Source organism: Delftia sp. UME58, from assembly GCF_014170385.1.
Taxonomy (GTDB): Bacteria; Pseudomonadota; Gammaproteobacteria; order Burkholderiales; family Burkholderiaceae_C; genus Comamonas; species Comamonas acidovorans.
On the sequence record NZ_LZZV01000014.1, the window covers coordinates 138,621 to 158,007 of the forward strand.

Below are 19,387 nucleotides of genomic sequence, written 5' to 3' on the forward strand. Positions count from 1 at the left end.
GCGCCGGCCAGCGGCCGCGCGGGATCTGATCCACCAATCGACACATCCATGGCAGCAGACAACTCCAAGAATGCCGCTCCCACCGCGCTCAGGCGCGAACTCAAGGCGCGGCATCTGTCCATGATCGCCATCGGCGGCTCCATCGGCACCGGCCTCTTCGTTGCCTCGGGCGCCACCATCTCGCAGGCCGGCCCCGGCGGCGCCCTGCTGGCCTACATGATCGTGGGCCTGATGGTCTACTTCCTCATGACCAGCCTCGGCGAAATGGCCGCCAACCTGCCCGTCTCGGGCTCGTTCGCCACCTACGGCGCGCGCTATGTGGACGAAGGCTTCGGCTTCGCGCTGGGCTGGAACTACTGGTACAACTGGGCCGTCACCATTGCCGTGGACCTGGTGGCCGCCCAGCTGGTCATGGCCTACTGGTTCCCCGACGGCAACGGCATGCTGTGGAGCGCCCTGTTCCTGGCCATCATGTTCGGCCTCAACGCCATCTCGGTCAAAGGCTTCGGCGAGGCCGAGTACTGGTTCGCCGCCATCAAGGTCACCACCGTCATCCTCTTCATCGGCGTGGGCGTGCTCATGATCCTGGGCATCGTGCGGGGCGGCGCGCCTGAAGGCGTCTGGGGCAACTTTGCCCTGTGGAGCCAGGGCGACGCGCCCTTTGCGGGCGGTTTCTCGGCGCTGATCGGCGTGGCCATGATCGTGGGCTTTTCCTTCCAGGGCACGGAACTCATCGGCATTGCCGCCGGCGAATCCGAGAACCCCGCCAAGAACGTGCCCCGCGCCGTGCGCCAGGTGTTCTGGCGCATTTTGCTGTTCTACGTCTTCGCCATTCTGGTCATCAGCCTGCTGATCCCCTACACCGATCCGCACCTGCTCAAGAATGATCTGGGCGACATCAGCGTGAGCCCCTTCACCCTGGTCTTCGAGCGCGCTGGCCTGTTGTCGGCCGCCGCCGTGATGAACGCCGTGGTGCTGACCTCGGTGCTGTCGGCCGGCAACTCGGGCATGTACGCTTCCACGCGCATGCTCTACACGCTGGCCTGCCAGCGCATGGCGCCGCGCATGTTCTCGTATGTCAACAAGCGCGGCGTGCCCACGCTGGCCCTGCTGGCCACCACCGTGGTGGCGGCGCTGTGCTTCCTGACCAACATCTTCAGCCCGCAACTGGTCTACATCTGGCTGCTGAATCTATCGGGCATGACGGGTTTCATCGCCTGGCTGGGCATTGCCATCAGCCACTACCGCTTCCGCAAGGGCTTCGAGGCCCAGGGCCTGGACCTGAACCAGCTGCCCTACCGCGCATCCTGGTTCCCGTTCGGCCCCATCTTCGCCTTCGTGCTGTGCATGGTGATCACGCTGGGCCAGAACTACGAGGCCTTCATGGCCGACCGCATCGACTGGACCGGCGTGGTTGCCACCTACATCGGCCTGCCGCTGTTCCTGCTGATCTGGGGCGGCTACCGCCTGGTCAAGGGCACGCACATCGTGAAGTACAAGGACATGCAGCTGGGCTCCAACGTCGATTGACACCCGGCCCAGTCCCCATGAAAAACAGCCCGCAGATGCGGGCTGTCGTCTTTCAGGCATCGGCCGACCACACGGCCAGCTCGTAGCCGTCCGGATCGGTGAAGTGGAACCTGCGGCCCCCCGGGAACGCGAACACCGCACGGCTGATCACGGCCCCGGCCCCGGCCGCCTCCACGCGGCGCTGTGCCTCGACCAGATCGTCGGCGTAGAGGATGACCAGCGGGCCGCCGGGCCGCACCTCCTCGCCCGTGGTGAAGCCACCCGTCAGCCGGCCATCGCTGAACTCGGTGTAGCTCGGGCCGTAATCGGTGAAGGTCCAGCCGAAGGCCTCGCCATAGAACGCCTTGCTGCGCGCAATATCGGCCACGTTGAATTCGATGTTGTCGATCTGGTGGTTCTTGCCCCTGATGCCCATGTTCTGCTCCGTTGAATGCTGGTAAGCCGCCATCATCGGCCACGCCGTGGCAGCGGTCTTGAACAAAACGGCCAGCCGGACTGCTCAATCCAGCAACTGCGCCATGGCGGCCTGCGCCGTGATGCCGCACAGCGCCCTCACCTCGCGCGACAGATGCGCCTGGTCCGCGTAGCCCGCGTCCAGGGCCAGGGCCGCAAGACCTGCCTGCCGGTCAGACCGTGCCAGGGTCAGCAGGCGCTGAAAGCGCAGCACGCGCTCCAGCGTCTTGGGGCCGTAGCCAAACTGCGCGTGGCACAAGCGGCGCAGGCTGCGCTCGGACATGTCCAGCTGTGCGCGCATGGCGGCCAGCACACCGGATTCATCCCGCCCGGCTGCAGCCGCCACATTGAACAGCTGCATGGCTTGCCGGTCCGGCGCTGGGGCGTCGCGGCCCATCTGCACCAGTCCACGGAGGAACACGGCCTGCCCTGCGCCCGGCTGCGCATCGTTGATGCGATGCACCCACTCCCGCGCGCGCGACCCCAGCAGATCGCCCAGTTCCACCGCCTGCCCCACGATCTCGTCCATGGGCAGGCCCAGCCAGGCGCTGGCCGCACCGGGGCCGAAGCGCGCCCCCCATACCTCGGACCCCGGCACCAGCGCGGGCCGCGCAGCCACCCGGTCGGGCCCCACGGCCAGCAGCCGACCGCCTTTGCAGACGATGTCCACGCAGCCATCCGGCACCACGAGAAAGCCGCCGGCGTAGTCCCTGGCCACGGTGCTGCTCCACAGGCACTGGAAGTGCGGCTGCAAGGCGGGCGGTGGGGAGTGTTCGCGGTAGGGGGCGGGCGGCGGCGCCTGGCCAGAGGGCATGGACTTCAGACCCCCAGCGGCAGGTCGGCCTTCTTCAGCGTGCGCAGCACAAAGCTGGACTGGCTGTGGCGTATGCCCTTGATCTTGTAGAGCTTCTCGCGCAGCAGGCGCTCGTAGTCGCGCGTGTCCTTGACGACGACGCGCAGCAGGTAGTCGTACTCGCCCGAGACCAGGTGCGCCTCCACCACCTCGGGAATGGTCGCCAGCATCTCGCCGAATTTCTCCAGCGTGTTGTCCGAATGGCTGTCCAGCGTGACCTGCACCAGCACCGTATCGCCCAGGCCCAGCGCCAGCGGGTTCAGGCGCACGGTATAGCCCTCGATCACCCCCGCCTCTTCCAGCTTCTTGATGCGCGCCCAGCAGGGCGAGGCGCTCAGGCCCACGGCCGCGCCGATTTCCTGCAGGCTGGCGCGCGCGTTGGCCTGCAGGGCGGAAAGAATCTTTCTGTCGAGGGTATCCATGGCCGGCAATCTACTGCAAAACAGGCAGGTGCAGAATAATTTTCTGTAGCAACGCCTGTTTTGAAGAAATAAAGCAGCATTTTCTGAGGCCACACGCGCACACTTGTCTGCATGGGAGCACGCTTACCGGCGCAGCAAAACCATTCACCCAGCCCCGCCGACTACCGCCAGCGCCCGGATGCGTGATCCCCTCAGGAGCCCGTTACAGGCCGCCCCGCTTATCCGCAGCGGGGCGGCCTGTTGCATTGGGGCGAGGTCTGAGGGAGCCTCGCACCACCGTGCCCTCGCAATGCGCTAGCGCTGAGCGGCCGCACTGCCCGCGCCGGCCGGTTCCTTGACCTGCCCGCCCTGCACCACCAGGAACACGCCGCCCAGAATCAGCGCCACCCCTGCCAGCCGCGACCAATTGACCGGCCTGGCGCCCAGGCCCATCAGGCCGAAGTGGTCCACCAGCACCGAAACCACGATCTGCCCCGCCACCACGCAGACCAGAAAACCGCCCGCACCCAGCTTGGGTGTCACGGCCGCCGCACTGGCCACATAGATGGCGCCCAGCACGCCGCCTATCCATAGCCACCACGGTCCCGCGGCCGCCTGCGCCACGGCGGGAGTGGGCGCGCGCATGGCCCAGAGCGCGGGCACGACGACCATCACGCTCACGGCCAGCGAAGTCAGCGCGCCCCACAGCGGATGGCCCAGCAGACGCCCGACCATGGCGTTGCTCGCCGCCTGGAACGGCAAGATGGCGCCAGCCAGCAGTGCCATGCCCACGGGGACCATGGCCAAAATCGTGTTCCGTCCTGTCATGCAGATCTCCCCTTTCCTGTTCGTGAATCCATGCCTGGATGCTCTCGCATCCGCTGAATGGATGGAAATCGTTTGTCTGCACGTTCTATATTCATGGAATGGATGAACTGCGCCGGATCGACCTCAACCTGCTGCTGGCCCTGCACGCCCTGCTGGCCGAAAAACATGTGACGCGCGCGGCCCTGCGGTTGCACAAGAGCCAGCCGGCCATGAGCCATTCGCTGGCGCAGCTGCGCGAACATCTGGGCGACCCGTTGCTGGTGCGGCGTGGTGGCCGCATGGCGCTGACGGCACGCGCGCAAGGCCTGGTGCAACCGCTGGCGGATGCGCTGGGCAGCCTCAACGGCCTGCTGGCGCAGGCAGAGTTCGACCCGGCCCACGCACGCGGACGGCTGCGGCTGGCGCTGTCGGACTACGCATCGCGCATCGTGCTGCCGCCGCTGATGCGGCATCTGCGCCAGCACGCACCCGGGCTGGACCTGGCCATCAGCCAGTCCACGCGCGAGGTGATGCTGGCCCAGCTGGCCGATGGCGAACTGGACCTGGCCCTGGGCCCTTTCCCCGACGCACCCGACCTAACCGATGGCATCGAGGTGCAGGATCTGTTCCAGGAACAGTTCGTGAGCGTGGCCGACCAGGCCGTGCTGCCGGCACGCGGCGGCCTGTCGCTGCAGGACTGGCTGCAGCGCCCGCACGTCATGCTGGCCATGCGGCCCGACGCCAACGAGGAAATCGAACGGACGCTGGCCGCCCAAGGCCTGAGCCGGCGCGTGGTGCTGGCCCTGCCCCACTGGAGCGCGGCGCTGGAAGTGCTGGCCGGCACCGACCTCGTGCTGACCGTGGGCAGCCGCGCCATCGGAGACCTGCGCCGCCACAAAACGCTGCGCCGTTTCGCTCCGCCGCTGGAGCTGCCCCGGTTCGCCTACCAGCAGGCCTGGCATGTGCGCAAGCAGGGGGATGCCATGCATCGGTGGCTGCGGCAGGCGGTGGCAGCGTGCTGCCGTGAAAGCCGGTGACAAGCAGGGCCAGCCTCCCTGCCACCACCCTCCCCTCTCAACGGGCCACTCTGTCAAGAAAATCTGCAGGCTTGAGTATCTCAATGCCTTGGAAAGGATGCAGGACAAGCAAGTCCTGGTCCCCCGTCACAATCATCTGGGCACCGCCGTTGAGTGCGACATCAAGGAATTTGTCATCCTTGGGATCGCGGCATACGGAAACCTGCCGGGTGACGGAAATCCGTCGCACCACTCCGTCCAGCAACAGCAGGAAGCGCCGCCTGTCCTCGCGGGAAACATACCGGTCGAATTTCGGGCGCAAGAGAACCTCGCTCAATTCCGCCAGGGTCTGCTGGGACATCGACACGGTCGCGCAGCCCAGCGCCTGATCCACGCTCTTTGCTGCCATGCCAGTCGGCATGAGCAGGCGGCTGATCCACAGATTCGTGTCGATCACCAGCCGCAGATCAGTCCTCACGGCCCAGCAGTTCCTGAAGCACGTCTTCGGTCATACCGGCCTTGCCGGCCTTGGAGCCAACCTGGTCACTGAAGCGCTGGAACTCCGAAAGGTTGGTGTGAATGAGCCGCTCGTACTCCTGCACCGACATGACCACAGCCACATTTGCGGCTTGCTGCTGGATCAGTACAGGACCCTCGCGGACGGCCTCTATGACCTCCGCGAATCCCTTTCCTGCCTGGTTTGCCGTCATGGTGCGCATCTTGTACCTCGCAATGTTGCCCACCCATTGTGCGAGTGCGAGGGCCCACGTTCAAGCATTGCCCCGACGGGATGCGCCAGCTTTGTCAGGCACTCACGCCGTCACCACCACCCTCAGCAACTGCTTCTGTATCTTCCCGCTGGCCGTCTTGGGCAGGGCCTGGCGGAAGTGGTAGCGGCGCGGGCGCTTGTAGGCGGCCAGGCGGTCGCCGTGGACCAGGAAGGCGTCCAGCGCCTCGGCCGTGGGCGTGGCGCCGGGCCTGGCGACCACATGGGCGGCGACGATCTGGCCCCAGCGCTCGTCGGCTTCGCCGATGACGGCGACCTCGAGCACATCGGCGTGTTCGACCAGCGCGTCTTCCACCTCACGCGGATAGACGTTCTCGGCGCCCGAATTGATCATGTAGTCGATGCGGTCGCGGATCCAGAGGTAGCCGTCGTCGTCGATGTGGCCCAGGTCGCCCGTGTGGTACCAGCCGTGCGCCAGGGCGCGGGCATTGGCGTCGGGGCGGTTGAGGTAGCCGGCCATCATGCAGGGGCCGCGCACCAGGATTTCGCCCACCTCGCCGGGCAGGCAGGCCTCGGCCGGATCGGTGGGGGCGTTGTCCTCGCGCAGGCGCGCCACGATGAGGTCATGGCCCATGGAGGGCAGCCCTGCCGAGCCCGCGTGCGAGAGTTGCTCGCGCGGCAGCAGGACGGACATGCAGGGGCCCATTTCCGTGGTGCCGTAGACCTGGACCAGGTCGCTGCCGACCTTGCGCGTCCATTCGCGGATCAGGTGCGGCGCCATGGAGGCGCCGCCGTACTCCACCAGCCGCAGCGCGGGCGCCTGCTCAGGCGAGGCAATGGGGTCGGCCAGCAGCATGGTGACCATGGTGGGCGCGGCAAAGAAGAAGCTCACGCGCTCTTCGCGGATCAGGCGCCAGGCCTCGGTCACGTCGAAGCGGCGCAGCAGCACCTGGGTGGCCCCGGCCTGCAGGCGCGGCAAAAAGCTGGTGTGCAGCTCGGCCGTGTGGTTGAGCGGCGCCATGGCCAGGCCCACGTCGTCGCGCGTGAACTGCATGGTCTGGTGCATGAGGGCGTTGTGCGCCAGCTTGCTGCGGTGCGTGTGCAGCACGCCCTTGGGCCGGCCCGTGGTGCCGCTGGTGTACATGAGGATGCAAGGATCGCTTTCGCGCACATGGGCCTGTGGCGGCGCGCTGCTGCGGCCGCTGGCCAGGGCGGACAGGCGCTGCGTGGCCCAGATCGGCAGCGCGTCGGCCTGGGTATCGTCGGCAAAGATCCAGTGCTCGACGCCCGTGCCAGGGCCACCCCCGCCTTCGGCCTTGAGCAGGGCCTGGGCGCGTGCGGCCACCTCGCCGCCCTCTTGCTCGAAGACCAGGGCGCGCGCGGCGCCGTCCTTGAGGATGAAGGCCAGCTCCTGCGCCGCCAGCCGGTAGTTGATGGGGTTGAAGATGGCGCCCAGGCGCGCGGCCGCCAGCATGGTGAAGACAAAGGCCGGCGTGTTGTAGAGAAAGGCCGCCACCACGTCGCCATGGCCTATGCCCAGCTCGGCCAGGCCGTGGGCGTGGCGGTTGACCTCGGCATCGAGCTGTGCATAGGTCCAGGCGCGGCGCTCGCCGCCCTCCCACGCGACCAGGGCTTCCTTGTTCGGCAGGTAACGTGCCGGCCAGGCCAATGTGTCTCCCAGCGTCTGCTGCATGTGCGCTTCTTCCTTCTCGCTCACGAGATTTCATATATCGATGCATCTCAATGTAGGAGATTTTTTAGACAGTTATGCAATTTGCAAATGCATCCATGCAGGCAAGCGCATGGAGCTGCAGTCGGCCCGCGGAAATCCCGCAGCCGCGCAGGGGCCGGCCGCAGCTAGAATGCGCCGGTCAGGAGAGAGTGCCCGCCCGGCCGCAATGGTCACAGGCAGCGGCACCGCCGAAGGCGCAGGGTTCGTCCCGAACGCTCAGGCAAAAGGACTGGCACCGCCTGCCGCCACGGCCGCAGGCGTTCCTAGCTGGAGAGAGATGCAGGGCACGGCGGTGTGCCCCATCCACCGAAGGAGCAAGCCCCACGCATGGAAGGTGCGGGTGAATCTCTCAGGTAAAGCGGACAGCAGGGCAGGACATCCCGGGATTCCGGGATGGCGTTGTGCCTTGCCCCTTGCCGAAAAGAGAGTCCCTCCTTGACCGCTGCCTCCACCACCGATCTGCTCAAGACCCCGCTGTTCGACCTGCACCAGGAACTGGGCGCTCGCATGGTGCCGTTTGCCGGCTACTCCATGCCCGTGCAATACCCGCAGGGGCTGATAGCCGAGCATCTGCACACGCGCGAGGCGGCAGGCCTGTTCGATGTCTCGCACATGGGCCAGATCAGCCTGCGCGGCCCGGATGCCGGCGCCGCGCTGGAATCGCTGCTGCCCATGGACGTGCTGGGCCTGGGCGAACACCGCCAGCGCTACGGCCTGCTGCTCAATGATGCGGGCGGCATTCTGGACGACCTGATGTTCGTGCGCCGCGAGGACGACCTGTTCCTGATCGTCAACGGCGCCTGCAAGCACGAAGACCTGGCGCACATAGAGGCCCGCATCGGCCAGCGCTGCGAAATCGAGCCCCAGTTCGACCGGGGCCTGCTGGCGCTGCAGGGCCCGCAGGCAGCAGTCGCCATGGAGCGCCTACTGCCCGACACGGCCGGGCTGGTGTTCATGACGGGCGGCTACTTCGACTGGGAAGGCGCCGAGCTGTACATCACGCGCAGCGGCTATACCGGCGAGGACGGCTTCGAGATCTCCTTGCCCGCCGGCCACGCCGAGGCCTTTGCCCGTGCCCTGCTGGCCCAGCCCGAAGTCAGGCCCGTGGGCCTGGGCGCGCGCAATTCGCTGCGCCTGGAAGCCGGCCTGTGCCTGTACGGCAACGATCTGGACACGACCACCACCCCGGCCGAGGCCGCCCTGAACTGGGCCGTGCAGAAGGTCCGCCGCATCGGGGGCGAGCGCGAAGGCGGCTTTCCCGGCGCGGCCGCCGTGCTGGCCCAGCTGCAGTCGCCCGAGCTGCTCACGCGCAAGCGCGTGGGCCTGGTGGCCCTGGAGCGCGTGCCCGTGCGCGAAGGCACGGAGCTGCTGGACGCCAGCGGCCGCAAGGTCGGCCAGGTCACCAGCGGCCTGCTGTCGCCCACGCTGAACCAGCCCGTGGCACTGGCCTATGTGGAGCCGGGCAGCGCCGCCATCGGCACCACGCTGCAGGCCATGGTGCGCGGCAAGGCCGTGCCCATGCAGGTGCAGGCCACGCCCTTCGTGGCGCCCCGCTATCACCGCGGTTGAGGACAGCCTGCGCGCTTGGCGTGGATCGAGTTCGGCGGATTCGTTTTTCCTGCCATCGCATGCCGCTACAGTGCGCACTGACCTTTCTCAAACCGCCTTTCACAGGTTTTTTTCAGTTTCTATCGGAGCAAGCCATGAGCATCCAGTATTCCAAGGACCACGAATGGATCAACGCCGCCAACCCTGACGCGGCCATCGTCGGCATCACCCTCCACGCGCAGGATGCGCTGGGCGACGTGGTGTTCGTCGATCTGCCCGCCGTGGGCACCAGCTTCAACCAGGGCGATGTGGCCGGCGTGGTCGAGTCCGTCAAGGCCGCCGCCGATGTCTACATGCCCGTCAGCGGCGAGATCGTCGAAGTCAACGAAGCCCTGCGCGACGACCCCTCCCTGGCCAACAGCGACCCGCTGGGCGAAGGCTGGTTCTTCAAGGTCAAGCTCAGCGACGCAGGCCAGCTGGCCGCGCTGCTCGACGAAGCCGCCTACACGGCCTTCGCACAGAGCAACTGACGCCTCTTTCCGGCCAGGACGGGCGCCAGGGCCCGCCCTGGCGCTTTTCAGCTTTTGAGACAGGTCCCTCCATGCTGATGTCCTCCACCCAGCCCCTTGCCGCCCTCGAGAACGCCACCGAATTCGTGGCTCGCCATATCGGCATAGCGCCCGAAGACGAGGCCCGCATGCTCGGCGCCATTGGCGCGGCATCGCGCGATGCGCTGATCGACGCCATCGTCCCGCCCTCCATCCGGCGCCACCAGCCCATGGCGCTGCCGCCAGCGGCCACCGAGGCCCAGGCGCTGGCCGAGCTCAAGGCGCTGGCAGGCCGCAACCAGCTGCTCAAGAGTTTCATCGGCCAGGGCTACTACGGCACGCACACGCCCGGCGTCATCCTGCGCAACATTCTGGAGAACCCCGCCTGGTACACGGCCTACACGCCCTACCAGGCCGAGATCTCGCAAGGCCGCATGGAGGCCCTGGTCAACTTCCAGACCATGGTCTGCGACCTGACGGCCATGCCGATTGCCAACGCCTCCATGCTGGACGAGGCCACGGCCGCCGCCGAGGCCATGACGCTGGCCAAGCGCTCCGTCAAAAGCAAGAGCAACCGTTTCGTGGTGGCCGGCGATGCCCACCCCCAGACCATCGAGGTGATACAGACGCGCGCCGCGCCGCTGGGCATCGAGGTGCTGCTGGCCAATTCGCTGGAGGAATGGAACCAGCTGATGGAGGGCGACTACTTCGCGGTGCTGGCCCAGTACCCCGCCACCAGCGGCCGCATCGACGATCTGCGCGCCGACGTGGACAAGGCCCATGCAAGGCAGGCCGCCTTCATCGTGGCCACCGACCTGCTGGCGCTGACCCTGATCACGCCGCCCGGCGAATGGGGTGCCGACATCGTGGTGGGCACCACCCAGCGCTTTGGCATGCCCATGGGCGCCGGCGGCCCGCACGCCGCCTTCATGGCCTGCCGCGACGAGTTCAAGCGCTCCCTGCCCGGCCGCCTGGTCGGCGTGAGCGTGGACGTGCACGGCAAGCCCGCCTACCGCCTGGCCCTGCAGACGCGCGAGCAGCACATCCGCCGCGAAAAGGCCACCTCCAACATCTGCACGGCCCAGGTGCTGCCCGCCGTCGTGGCCAGCATGTACGCCGTCTACCACGGCCCCGAGGGCCTGGAGCGCATCGCCCGCCGCGTGGCCTCGTACACGGCCATCCTGGCGCGTGGCCTGGCCGAGCTGGGCGCGCCGCTGCGCGAGGTGCCCAGCTTCGACACGCTGAGCCTGCACACGGGTGCGGCCACCCAGGCCATCGCCGCCCGCGCGCGCTCGCTGGGCGCCAACCTGCGCGTGTATTTCAAGGAATACCTGTGCATCTCGCTGGACGAGACCACTACGCGCGCCGATGTCGAACTGCTGTGGAAGGTGTTTGCCAAGGACGGCCAGCCGCTGCCCGGCTTCGCCGCCTTCGAGAAGGGCGTGGAGCCGCTGATCCCTGACGGCCTGCGCCGCAGCAGCGACTTCCTCACGCACCCGGTGTTCAACACCCACCGCTCCGAGACCGCCATGCTGCGCTACATCCGCCAGCTGTCGGACAAGGACCTGGCGCTGGACCGCAGCATGATCCCGCTGGGCTCCTGCACCATGAAGCTCAACGCCACCAGCGAGATGATTCCCATCACTTGGCCCGAGTTCGCCCAGGTGCACCCCTTTGCCCCGGCCGACCAGCAGCAGGGCTATGCGGAACTGGACAGGCAGCTGCGCGACTGGCTGTGCCAGGCCACGGGCTACGCCGGCATCAGCCTGCAGCCCAATGCCGGCAGCCAGGGCGAGTACGCGGGCCTGCTGGCCATCAAGGGCTGGCACGCGAGCCGGGGCCAGTCGCACCGCAACGTCTGCCTGATTCCCAGCAGCGCCCACGGCACCAACCCCGCCAGCGCGCAGATGGTGGGCATGCAGGTGGTGGTCACCGCCTGCGACGCCAACGGCAACGTCGACATGGCGGACCTGGCGGCCAAGTGCGAGCAGCACAGTGCCAACCTGGCCTGCATCATGATCACCTACCCCAGCACGCACGGCGTGTTCGAGACCCAGGTCAAGGAGCTGTGCAAGCTGGTGCATGACCATGGCGGCCGCGTCTACGTGGACGGCGCCAACATGAACGCCCTGGTGGGCCTGGCCGCGCCGGGCAGCTTCGGCGGCGATGTCAGCCACCTGAACCTGCACAAGACCTTCTGCATCCCGCACGGCGGCGGCGGCCCGGGCGTGGGCCCCGTCTGCGTGGTCGAGGATCTCGTGCCCTTCCTGCCCGGCCATGCCACGGCGGGCCTTGCGGGCGGCACGGGTGCCATCAGTGCCGCACCGCTGGGCAATGCGGCCGTGCTGCCCATCAGCTGGATGTACATCCGCATGATGGGCGCCCAGGGCCTGACCCTGGCCACCGAGACCGCCATCCTCAGCGCCAACTACATCAGCGCCCGGCTGCGCGACCACTACCCCACGCTGTACGCAGGCGAGCACGGCCATGTGGCGCACGAGTGCATCCTGGACCTGCGCCAGTTCAAGGAAAGCACGGGCGTCATGGCCGAGGACGTGGCCAAGCGCCTGATCGACTACGGCTTCCATGCGCCCACGCTGTCCTTCCCCGTGCCCAACACGCTGATGGTGGAGCCCACCGAAAGCGAAAGCCTGTACGAGCTGGACCGCTTCGTGGACGCCATGATCGCCATCCGCGAGGAAATCCGCGCCATCGAGCAGGGCCGCCTGCCCCAGGACGACAACCCGCTCAAGAACGCGCCGCACACGGCCGAGACCCTGCTGGCCTCGGAATGGGCCCGCCCCTACAGCCGCGAGGCAGCCGCCTACCCGGTGGCTGCCCTGCGCCAGTCCAAGTACTGGTGCCCGGTGGGCCGGGTGGACAACGTCTACGGCGACCGCAACCTGTACTGCAGCTGCATCCCCGTGGACGCTTACCTGAGCTGAAGCACCTGTCACCCCAAGGGGCGCTTGTGGCGCCCCGCCCGGCGCGCGTACACTGCGGCCCTGCCCGCGCCGGGCCCCGGTCAACCTGCCGGGCGCCGTGCGCGGGCCACCAGGATTTGTGCGGCATATGCCGCTTTCCCCAGCGCCAGCACGCGATGAGCAGCCCAGACCATTCCGATCCGCCTCGCGACGACGAGCACCTGCCCCTGCATGCGCTGCTGGCGCCCGGCGCCGACCTGCCCCCCGTCGAACGCTTCCCCCTCTTCCAGCCCGTAGACGACCCGCTGCAGGCCCTGGTGGCCGAGCTGCGCAACTACCAGCGCGAACTGGAAATCCAGAACCGCGTGCTGGACTACAGCCAGGCCGTGGCCGAAAGCGCCTCCGAGCGCTTCGAGGCCCTGTTCGCCAGCATTCCCCTGCCCCTGCTGGTGGTGGACGAGCACGACATGGTGGTGCAGGCCAACGCCATGGCGCACAGCGCCTTCCAGCCCTCCGAGCATGACCGGCTGCTGGTGAACTTCGCGCCCTTCGTGCACCCCGACGATGCCGAGCGCGTGCGCAGGACTTTCTCCGCCGCGCGCGAGCTGGGCCGCACCGAGGCCCACGAGGTCTGCTTCGAGATCACCGAGCAGCACCAGCTGCGCGCCGACCTGCACGTGGCCTGCATCGCCATCCCCCAGCAAAGCGGCCCGCCCATTGCCCAGTACCTTTGCGCCGTGGTGGACCAGGGCCCGCTGCTGGCCGAGCGCCTGGCGCTTCAGCAGCGCAACCACCAGCTGTTCCTGAGCGAGCGGCGGCTGGAATCGGTCATCAACTCGGCGCTGGACGCCATCATCTGCCTGGACTCGGACCAGCGCATCACCGTCTTCAATCCCACGGCCGCCGCCCTGTTCCTGTGCCCGCCGCACGACGCGCTGGGCAGTCCGCTGGAGCGTTTCCTGCCCGATGCGGCACAGGCCCTGTCCTTTGCACCGCTGACCACGCAGGCCGTGCTGGGCGAGATGACGGCGCGCACGGCCAGCGGCCGCGAGATTCCGGTCGAGGTCAGTGTCTCCTTCGAGCACCACAGCGGCGGCGAGACCACCACCGTGTTCGCGCGCGACCTCACCAGCCGCAAGAAGGCCGAGGCCCAGCGCAACGAGCTGGAAGACCAGCTGCGCGAATCGCACAAGATGCAGGCCCTGGGCACCATGGCCGGCGGCATTGCGCACGACTTCAACAACATCGTGGGCGCCATCCTGGGCAACGTGGAACTGGCCAAGGCCGACTGCGGCGGCAATGCCGCAGCCATCGAAAGCCTGCAGGAGATCGAGAAGGCCGGCCGGCGCGCACGCGACCTGGTGCGCCAGATCCTGACCTTCAGCCGCAACGAGCCGCCCCAGCGCAAGCCCGTGCAGGCGCGCGAAGTCATGGGCGACACGGCGCGGCTGCTGCGCGTGACCCTGCCGCCCGCCGTGGAGCTGCAGGTGCATGTGCCGCCGCAGTTGCCCCCCATGCTGGCCGACGCCATGCAGGTGGAGCAGGCCCTGTTCAACCTGTGCACCAACGCCATGCACGCCCTGGGTGAGCGGCGCGGCCTGATCCAGATGGACGCCGACCTGGTGCGCCCCGACCAGCGCCTGTGCGAGCGCCTGGGCCTGCCGCCCGTCAGCTACGTGGCGCTGTCGGTGCAGGACAACGGCCCCGGCATGGATGCGCGCACGCTGCAGCGCATCTTCGAGCCCTTCTTCACCACCAAGCCCGTGGGCCAGGGAACGGGCCTGGGCCTGCCCGTGGTGCACGGCGTCATGCGCAACCACGGCGGCGCCGTGGACGTGTACAGCATTCCAGGGCAAGGCAGCCGCTTCACGCTGTACTTTCCCCCGGCCGACGCCCTGGCGCCCGCCGAGCACGCACCAGCCCAGGCGCCCGCGGCCGAAACGCCGCCCAGCCTGCCGGAGCCGCTGGCAGCCGCGGAAACCCCGACCGGCCCGCAGTTCGCCCTGCTGCCCGACCCCCAGGCCGCGCAGCAGCATGTGATGTACGTGGACGACGACCAGGCCCTGGTCTTCCTGGTGCAGCGCCTGCTGCGCCGTCGCGGCTACCAGGTCAGCGGCTTCACCGATCCGCACGAGGCCACCGAGGCGCTGCGCGCCGCCCCCCAGGACTACGACCTGCTGGTCACCGACTACAACATGCCCGGCTACAGCGGCATCGACCTGGTGTATGAGGCGCTGTCCATCCAGCCCCTGCTGCCCATCGCCCTGGCCTCGGGCTACATCACCGCCGAGATCGAGCAGGCCGCCATGGCCGCAGGCGCCCGGGCCCTGGTGCACAAGCCCAATGACGTGGAGGAGCTGTGCGCCACCGTGCACAGGCTCCTGAATGAACGGTGAGCGGCTTGAGCGCTGAATGGCGGCAGGAGTGCCTCGGTGCTGGTACTGCTGCCGATGCAGATACCGATGCAGGTGTCTCCTGCCTGTACGAGGACGCCGAGCTGCTGGTGCTGGACAAGCCCTCCGGCCTGCTGTGCGTGCCCGGGCGCGGCCCCGACAAGCAGGACTGCCTGAGCGGCCGCGCCTTGCAGCGCTGGCCCGATGCGCTGGTCGTGCACCGGCTGGACCAGGCCACCTCGGGCCTGGTGGTCATGGCGCGCAGCCTGGCCGGCCAGCGCCTCCTGAGCGAAGCCTTTGCGCAGCGCCGCGTGCACAAGCGCTACGTGGCCGTGGTCGCCGGCCGCCCTGCCGAGCAGCAGGCCGACGACTGGCAAAGCATCGATCTGCCGATAGCCGCCGACTGGGAGCGACGCCCCTTGCGCATCATCGACGCCGTGCAAGGCAAGCCCAGCCAGACCCTGTGGCGCGCCATGCCAGCAGCCACCGAAGGCAGGGACGCTCCCATCACGCGCATGCAGCTGCAGCCCGTGACGGGTCGCACCCACCAGTTGCGCGTGCACATGGCGGCGCTGGGCCATCCCATCCTGGGCGATGCGCTCTATGCCGATGCCGCCGTGCACGCCCTGTCGCCGCGCCTGCTGCTGCATGCGCACCAGCTGGAGCTGGCGCATCCCCTGTCGGGCCAAACGCTGCGTTTCGAATCCGCCGTGCCGTTTTGATCCACCGCAGAAACACGGAGACCGGCGCCCGCTGGCGCGTTGCTGCGATGCAACATTCCGTGTACGTGTTTCCCCTTCTTGCAGTCGGTCATATTGGTTTCATGAAGCACCGTCCGGGTGCACCGTCGGCATCAGGCGTTTTCGTCGCCCAAAACCGGCGCTGACAAGCAGCCTGCGATGGCATCCAGCCCTTAGCGAAAAGCCTGCAGCCGCGCCAGCCCCGGGATACCCTGTTGCCATTGGTAACCAGGAGATTAACCTGTGCTTCTTTGCGCGGATCGCCCCTACAGGAGCCACCGCGCTTTTCAGAACGCTTTACCCAAAGTTGAAGGAAGTACCCATGAGCATTCCGTTCCGCATGCACACCGTCGTCGCCGCCCTGGGTTTGGCTGGTGCCGCCTTGTTCTCCACAGCGCATGCGCAAATCAAGATCGCCATGGTGGTTCCCACCACCGGCCCGCTGACGCAGTACGGCGACATGGTCAAGGAAGGCGTGAACACCGCCGTGGAAATGGCCAATGCGGCTGGCGGCGTCAATGGCAAGAAGATCGAGCTGGTGTCCGTCGATGACGCCTGCGAACCCAAGCAAGGCCCCGTGGCCGCCAACCGCGTGGTCAACGCCAAGATCGGCTACGTGATCGGCCCCGTCTGCTCGGGCGCATCGATTGCCGCCGCCCCGATCTACAACAACGAAGGCGTGGTCGTCGTGACCCCCTCGGCCACCTCCCCGGCCCTGACCGACGGCAAGAACTACCACTTCATCTTCCGCACCATCGGCCGCGATGACCAGCAGGGCCCGGCCGCCGCCAAGTTCATCCTGGACAAGGCCAAGCCCAAGAAGGTTGCCGTGCTGCACGACAAGCAGTCGTATGGCCAGGGCATTGCCTCCTCCGTGCGCGACGACCTGAAGAAGGCCGGCGTGGAAGTGGCCCTGTTCGAAGGCATCAACGCCGGCGACAGCGACTACTCCGCCGTCATCACCAAGCTCAAGAGCGCCGGCGTGGACTTCATCTACTACGGCGGCTACCACCCTGAAATGGGCCTGCTGCTGCGCCAGGCTTCCGAGCAGGGCCTGAAGGTCCGCATGATGGGCCCCGAAGGCGTGGGCAACCCCGAAGTCAATGCCATCGCCGGCAACGCCGTCGAAGGCATGCTGGTGACCCTGCCCGCAGACTTCTCGGCCAACCCCAAGAACGCCGCCGTGGTCAAGGCCTTCAAGGACAAGAAGCGCAATCCCTCGGGCGCCTTCCAGCTGACCGCCTTTGCCGCCACGCAAGTGCTGCTGGACAGCATCAAGGCCGTGGGCGACAGCCCCGCCAAGGTGGCTGACCACCTGCACAAGTCCAACTTCGAGACCGTTCTGGGCTCGGTGGGCTGGAACAAGCAGGGCGACCTGAAGTCCTTCGACTTCCAGGTGTTCGAATGGCACAAGGACGGCAGCAAGTCGGTCGCTGCCAAGTAATCCCCCTCGTTGACTGGCCGGGGCACGCTTACGCGTGTCCCGGTTGTCTGCATCCTGGCCTTTTAGGCCTTTTCCTGTTTTGGGGCGGCATTACACCATGTCAGAACTCTTACCTCAGCTGATACAGCAGCTGTTCAACGGACTGTCCCTGGGCGCCATCTATGCCCTGATCGCCATCGGCTACACAATGGTCTACGGCATCATCGGGATGATCAACTTCGCCCACGGCGACATCTACATGATCGGCGCCTACATCGGCCTGGTCACGCTGTCGGCCATCGGCACGACAAGCGGCCTGCCCGTGTGGGCCATCATCGGCCTGATGCTGGTGGTGTCGGTCTTCGTCACCGGCGTCTACGGCCTGGTGGTGGAGCAGGTGGCCTACAAGCCGTTGCGCCGCAGCCCGCGCCTGGTGGCCCTGATCTCGGCCATCGGCATGTCCATCTTCCTGCAGAACTGGGTGGCCCTGGGCCAGGGCGCGCGCGACATGGCCGTGCCCTCGCTGCTGCCGGGCGCACTGCGTTTCGGCGCCGAAGGTGGCTTCGAGATCTATGTGCCCTACTCGCGCATCCTGATCATCGTGGTGGCCATCGTGCTCATGGTGCTGCTGACGCTGTACATCCGCCATTCCCGCATGGGCCGCGCCTCGCGCGCCTGCGCCCAGGACATGCACATGGCCAGCCTGCTGGGCATCGACACCAACCGCGTGATCTCGTTCACCTTCGTGCTGGGCGCCATGCTGGCGGCCGTGGGTGGCGTGCTGATCGCGCTGGCCGTGGGCAAGCTCAACCCGTTCATCGGCTTTCTGGCCGGCATCAAGGCCTTCACGGCGGCGGTGCTGGGCGGCATCGGCTCCATCCCCGGCGCCATGCTGGGCGGCGTGCTGCTGGGCGTGGCCGAGACCTTTGCGGCAGCCTACATCTCGTCCGAGTACAAGGACATCGTGGCCTTCGGCCTGCTGGTGCTGATCCTGCTGTTCCGCCCCACGGGCCTGCTGGGCAAGCCTGAAGTGGAGAAGGTCTGATGAAAGCCAAACCCACCTTGAACCTGCGCGACGCCCTGATCGCCACGGTGATGACCGCCGTGGTCGTCACGCCCATCTTCGGCCTGCACCTGGAGCGCGCCGGCACCCGCACCATCATCAATCCCGACTGGACGGTGGTGGCCTGGGCCTGCGCCCTGGTCTTCCTGGTGCAGCTGCTGCGCCCGCTGATCGCGGCGAAGATGCCCAAGGTCTCGCTGCCCTCGCTGCCGCACGCACGCCCCAGCCACCGCAACGGCCTGATCCTGGCCGCCCTGCTGATCGCCGTGTCCTGGCCCTTCTTCGCGGGCCGCAACGCGGTGGACATCGCCACGCTGGCCATGATCTACGTGATGCTGGGCCTGGGCCTGAACATCGTCGTGGGCTTTGCCGGCCTGCTGGACCTGGGCTTCGTGGGCTTCTACGCCGTGGGCGCCTACACCTATGCGCTGCTGTTCCACTGGGCCGGCTGGTCCTTCTGGGAAGCGCTGCCGCTGGCCGGCGCCGCTGCCGCGATGTTCGGCTTCGTGCTGGGCTTTCCGGTGCTGCGGCTGCGCGGTGACTACCTGGCCATCGTGACGCTGGGCTTCGGCGAAATCATCCGCCTGATGCTGGTCAACCTGACCAGCATCACGGGCGGGCCGGACGGCATCTCCAGCATCCCCAAGCCCACGGTGCTGGGCCTGGAGATGACGCGCAATGCCTCCACCGAGGGCGGCACGACCTTCCACCAGTTCCTGGGGCTGGAGTTCAGCTCGCTGCACATGGTGATCTTCCTGTACCTGATGGCGCTGCTGCTGGCCGTGGTCACGCTGTGCATCTCCAACCGCCTGGTGCGCATGCCCATTGGCCGTGCCTGGGAGGCGCTGCGCGAGGACGAGATCGCCTGCCGCTCCCTGGGCCTGAACCCCATGAAGATCAAGCTGTCCGCCTTCACGCTGGGCGCCATGTTCGCCGGCCTGGGCGGCGCCTTCTTCGCGGCGCGCCAGGGCATCGTCAACCCCGAATCGTTCACCTTCATCGAATCGGCGCTGATCCTGTCCATCGTGGTGCTGGGCGGCATGGGCTCGCAGCTGGGCGTGATCATCGCGGCCATCTTGCTGACGGTGCTGCCCGAGCTGGCGCGCGAGTTCTCCGAGTACCGCATGCTGATCTTCGGCCTGGTGATGGTGCTGATGATGATCTGGCGCCCGCAGGGCCTGCTGCCCATGCGCCGCCACCATGTGGAGGTGCGCTCATGAGGCATGCCG

At 67.5% G+C, this 19,387-nt stretch carries 17 protein-coding genes and 2 riboswitches; of the genes, 10 read left to right on the plus strand and 7 right to left on the minus strand.

Features of this window, described 5'->3' with window-relative positions; translation table 11 throughout:
- Positions 1-48: 48 nt before the first annotated feature.
- Positions 49-1,530, plus strand: coding sequence for an amino acid permease (locus A9976_RS06185; RefSeq protein WP_013801947.1), 1,482 nt, complete (start codon positions 49-51; stop codon positions 1,528-1,530).
- Positions 1,531-1,582: 52 nt separating this feature from the next.
- Here A9976_RS06185 and A9976_RS06190 read toward each other — a convergent pair whose 3' ends face one another.
- From A9976_RS06190 to A9976_RS06205, 4 genes are all read right to left on the minus strand, one after another.
- Entirely contained in the window at positions 1,583-1,945 is a 363-nt protein-coding gene (locus A9976_RS06190) for a VOC family protein (protein ID WP_183018281.1), read from the minus strand.
- 84 nt (positions 1,946-2,029) lie between these two features.
- Positions 2,030-2,797, minus strand: a complete 768-nt coding sequence (locus tag A9976_RS06195; RefSeq protein WP_183018282.1) for a DUF6597 domain-containing transcriptional factor — start codon at positions 2,795-2,797, stop codon at positions 2,030-2,032.
- A 5-nt stretch (positions 2,798-2,802) separates the two neighbouring features.
- Positions 2,803-3,258 carry an Lrp/AsnC family transcriptional regulator gene (locus tag A9976_RS06200; protein WP_016446324.1) on the minus strand — a complete coding sequence of 152 codons (456 nt, stop codon included), beginning with the start codon at positions 3,256-3,258 and terminating at the stop codon, positions 2,803-2,805.
- 294 nt (positions 3,259-3,552) lie between these two features.
- Positions 3,553-4,065, minus strand: a complete 513-nt coding sequence (locus A9976_RS06205) for a DMT family transporter (protein ID WP_183018283.1) — start codon at positions 4,063-4,065, stop codon at positions 3,553-3,555.
- Between the two features lie 98 nt (positions 4,066-4,163).
- Between A9976_RS06205 and A9976_RS06210 the strand changes: the two genes are divergently transcribed.
- Positions 4,164-5,081 carry a LysR family transcriptional regulator gene (locus tag A9976_RS06210; protein ID WP_183018284.1) on the plus strand — a complete coding sequence of 306 codons (918 nt, stop codon included), beginning with the start codon at positions 4,164-4,166 and terminating at the stop codon, positions 5,079-5,081.
- Between the two features lie 37 nt (positions 5,082-5,118).
- Here the strand turns inward: A9976_RS06210 and A9976_RS06215 are convergent, their stop codons facing one another.
- The 3 genes from A9976_RS06215 to A9976_RS06225 all read right to left on the minus strand — a co-directional run bounded on the left by A9976_RS06215 (position 5,119) and on the right by A9976_RS06225 (position 7,480).
- A complete protein-coding gene (locus A9976_RS06215; RefSeq protein ID WP_183018285.1) occupies positions 5,119-5,538 on the minus strand; it encodes a putative toxin-antitoxin system toxin component, PIN family in 420 nt (139 codons plus the stop codon).
- A complete protein-coding gene (locus tag A9976_RS06220; protein ID WP_183018286.1) occupies positions 5,528-5,779 on the minus strand; it encodes a type II toxin-antitoxin system prevent-host-death family antitoxin in 252 nt (83 codons plus the stop codon). The genes A9976_RS06215 and A9976_RS06220 overlap by 11 nt, the downstream gene beginning before the upstream one ends.
- A 93-nt stretch (positions 5,780-5,872) precedes the next feature.
- Positions 5,873-7,480, minus strand: coding sequence for a fatty acid--CoA ligase (locus A9976_RS06225; protein WP_183018299.1), 1,608 nt, complete (start codon positions 7,478-7,480; stop codon positions 5,873-5,875).
- Between the two features lie 169 nt (positions 7,481-7,649).
- A riboswitch (glycine riboswitch) is annotated at positions 7,650-7,761 on the plus strand.
- Between the two features lie 15 nt (positions 7,762-7,776).
- A riboswitch (glycine riboswitch) is annotated at positions 7,777-7,895 on the plus strand.
- 17 nt (positions 7,896-7,912) lie between these two features.
- Between A9976_RS06225 and gcvT the strand changes: the two genes are divergently transcribed.
- The 8 genes from gcvT (at position 7,913) to A9976_RS06265 (ending at position 19,378) form a co-directional block, all read left to right on the plus strand.
- A complete protein-coding gene (gcvT, locus tag A9976_RS06230) occupies positions 7,913-9,088 on the plus strand; it encodes a glycine cleavage system aminomethyltransferase GcvT (protein ID WP_183018287.1) in 1,176 nt (391 codons plus the stop codon).
- A 134-nt stretch (positions 9,089-9,222) separates the two neighbouring features.
- Positions 9,223-9,597, plus strand: coding sequence for a glycine cleavage system protein GcvH (gcvH, locus tag A9976_RS06235; RefSeq protein WP_012206130.1), 375 nt, complete (start codon positions 9,223-9,225; stop codon positions 9,595-9,597).
- Positions 9,598-9,668: 71 nt separating this feature from the next.
- A complete protein-coding gene (gene gcvP / locus A9976_RS06240) occupies positions 9,669-12,560 on the plus strand; it encodes an aminomethyl-transferring glycine dehydrogenase (RefSeq protein ID WP_183018288.1) in 2,892 nt (963 codons plus the stop codon).
- 155 nt (positions 12,561-12,715) lie between these two features.
- Positions 12,716-14,935, plus strand: a complete 2,220-nt coding sequence (locus tag A9976_RS06245) for a PAS domain-containing sensor histidine kinase (protein ID WP_183018289.1) — start codon at positions 12,716-12,718, stop codon at positions 14,933-14,935.
- Between the two features lie 5 nt (positions 14,936-14,940).
- Positions 14,941-15,654, plus strand: a complete 714-nt coding sequence (locus tag A9976_RS06250) for an RluA family pseudouridine synthase (RefSeq protein WP_409049536.1) — start codon at positions 14,941-14,943, stop codon at positions 15,652-15,654.
- Positions 15,655-15,994: 340 nt separating this feature from the next.
- Positions 15,995-17,116: a branched-chain amino acid ABC transporter substrate-binding protein gene (locus A9976_RS06255; protein WP_013801936.1), complete on the plus strand. Its 1,122-nt coding sequence runs from the start codon at positions 15,995-15,997 to the stop codon at positions 17,114-17,116.
- A 97-nt stretch (positions 17,117-17,213) separates the two neighbouring features.
- Complete coding sequence (gene livH, locus A9976_RS06260; RefSeq protein ID WP_012206135.1) at positions 17,214-18,140, plus strand: high-affinity branched-chain amino acid ABC transporter permease LivH; 927 nt, start codon at positions 17,214-17,216, stop codon at positions 18,138-18,140.
- Positions 18,140-19,378, plus strand: coding sequence for a high-affinity branched-chain amino acid ABC transporter permease LivM (locus A9976_RS06265; RefSeq protein WP_183018290.1), 1,239 nt, complete (start codon positions 18,140-18,142; stop codon positions 19,376-19,378). Before livH ends, A9976_RS06265 begins: the two co-directional genes overlap by 1 nt.
- Positions 19,379-19,387 lie beyond the last annotated feature (9 nt).

Bases quoted from the DNA above. Each gene is read 5' to 3' on its own strand.
- A9976_RS06185 (WP_013801947.1), top strand. From the start codon at position 49: ATGGCAGCAGACAACTCCAAGAATGCCGCTCCCACCGCGCTCAGGCGC.
- A9976_RS06190 (WP_183018281.1), bottom strand. From the start codon at position 1,945: ATGGGCATCAGGGGCAAGAACCACCAGATCGACAACATCGAATTCAAC.
- A9976_RS06195 (WP_183018282.1), bottom strand. From the start codon at position 2,797: ATGCCCTCTGGCCAGGCGCCGCCGCCCGCCCCCTACCGCGAACACTCC.
- A9976_RS06200 (WP_016446324.1), bottom strand. From the start codon at position 3,258: ATGGATACCCTCGACAGAAAGATTCTTTCCGCCCTGCAGGCCAACGCG.
- A9976_RS06205 (WP_183018283.1), bottom strand. From the start codon at position 4,065: ATGACAGGACGGAACACGATTTTGGCCATGGTCCCCGTGGGCATGGCA.
- A9976_RS06210 (WP_183018284.1), top strand. From the start codon at position 4,164: ATGGATGAACTGCGCCGGATCGACCTCAACCTGCTGCTGGCCCTGCAC.
- A9976_RS06220 (WP_183018286.1), bottom strand. From the start codon at position 5,779: ATGCGCACCATGACGGCAAACCAGGCAGGAAAGGGATTCGCGGAGGTC.
- A9976_RS06225 (WP_183018299.1), bottom strand. From the start codon at position 7,480: ATGCAGCAGACGCTGGGAGACACATTGGCCTGGCCGGCACGTTACCTG.
- gcvT (WP_183018287.1), top strand. From the start codon at position 7,913: ATGGCGTTGTGCCTTGCCCCTTGCCGAAAAGAGAGTCCCTCCTTGACC.
- gcvH (WP_012206130.1), top strand. From the start codon at position 9,223: ATGAGCATCCAGTATTCCAAGGACCACGAATGGATCAACGCCGCCAAC.
- gcvP (WP_183018288.1), top strand. From the start codon at position 9,669: ATGCTGATGTCCTCCACCCAGCCCCTTGCCGCCCTCGAGAACGCCACC.
- A9976_RS06245 (WP_183018289.1), top strand. From the start codon at position 12,716: ATGAGCAGCCCAGACCATTCCGATCCGCCTCGCGACGACGAGCACCTG.
- A9976_RS06255 (WP_013801936.1), top strand. From the start codon at position 15,995: ATGAGCATTCCGTTCCGCATGCACACCGTCGTCGCCGCCCTGGGTTTG.
- livH (WP_012206135.1), top strand. From the start codon at position 17,214: ATGTCAGAACTCTTACCTCAGCTGATACAGCAGCTGTTCAACGGACTG.
- A9976_RS06265 (WP_183018290.1), top strand. From the start codon at position 18,140: ATGAAAGCCAAACCCACCTTGAACCTGCGCGACGCCCTGATCGCCACG.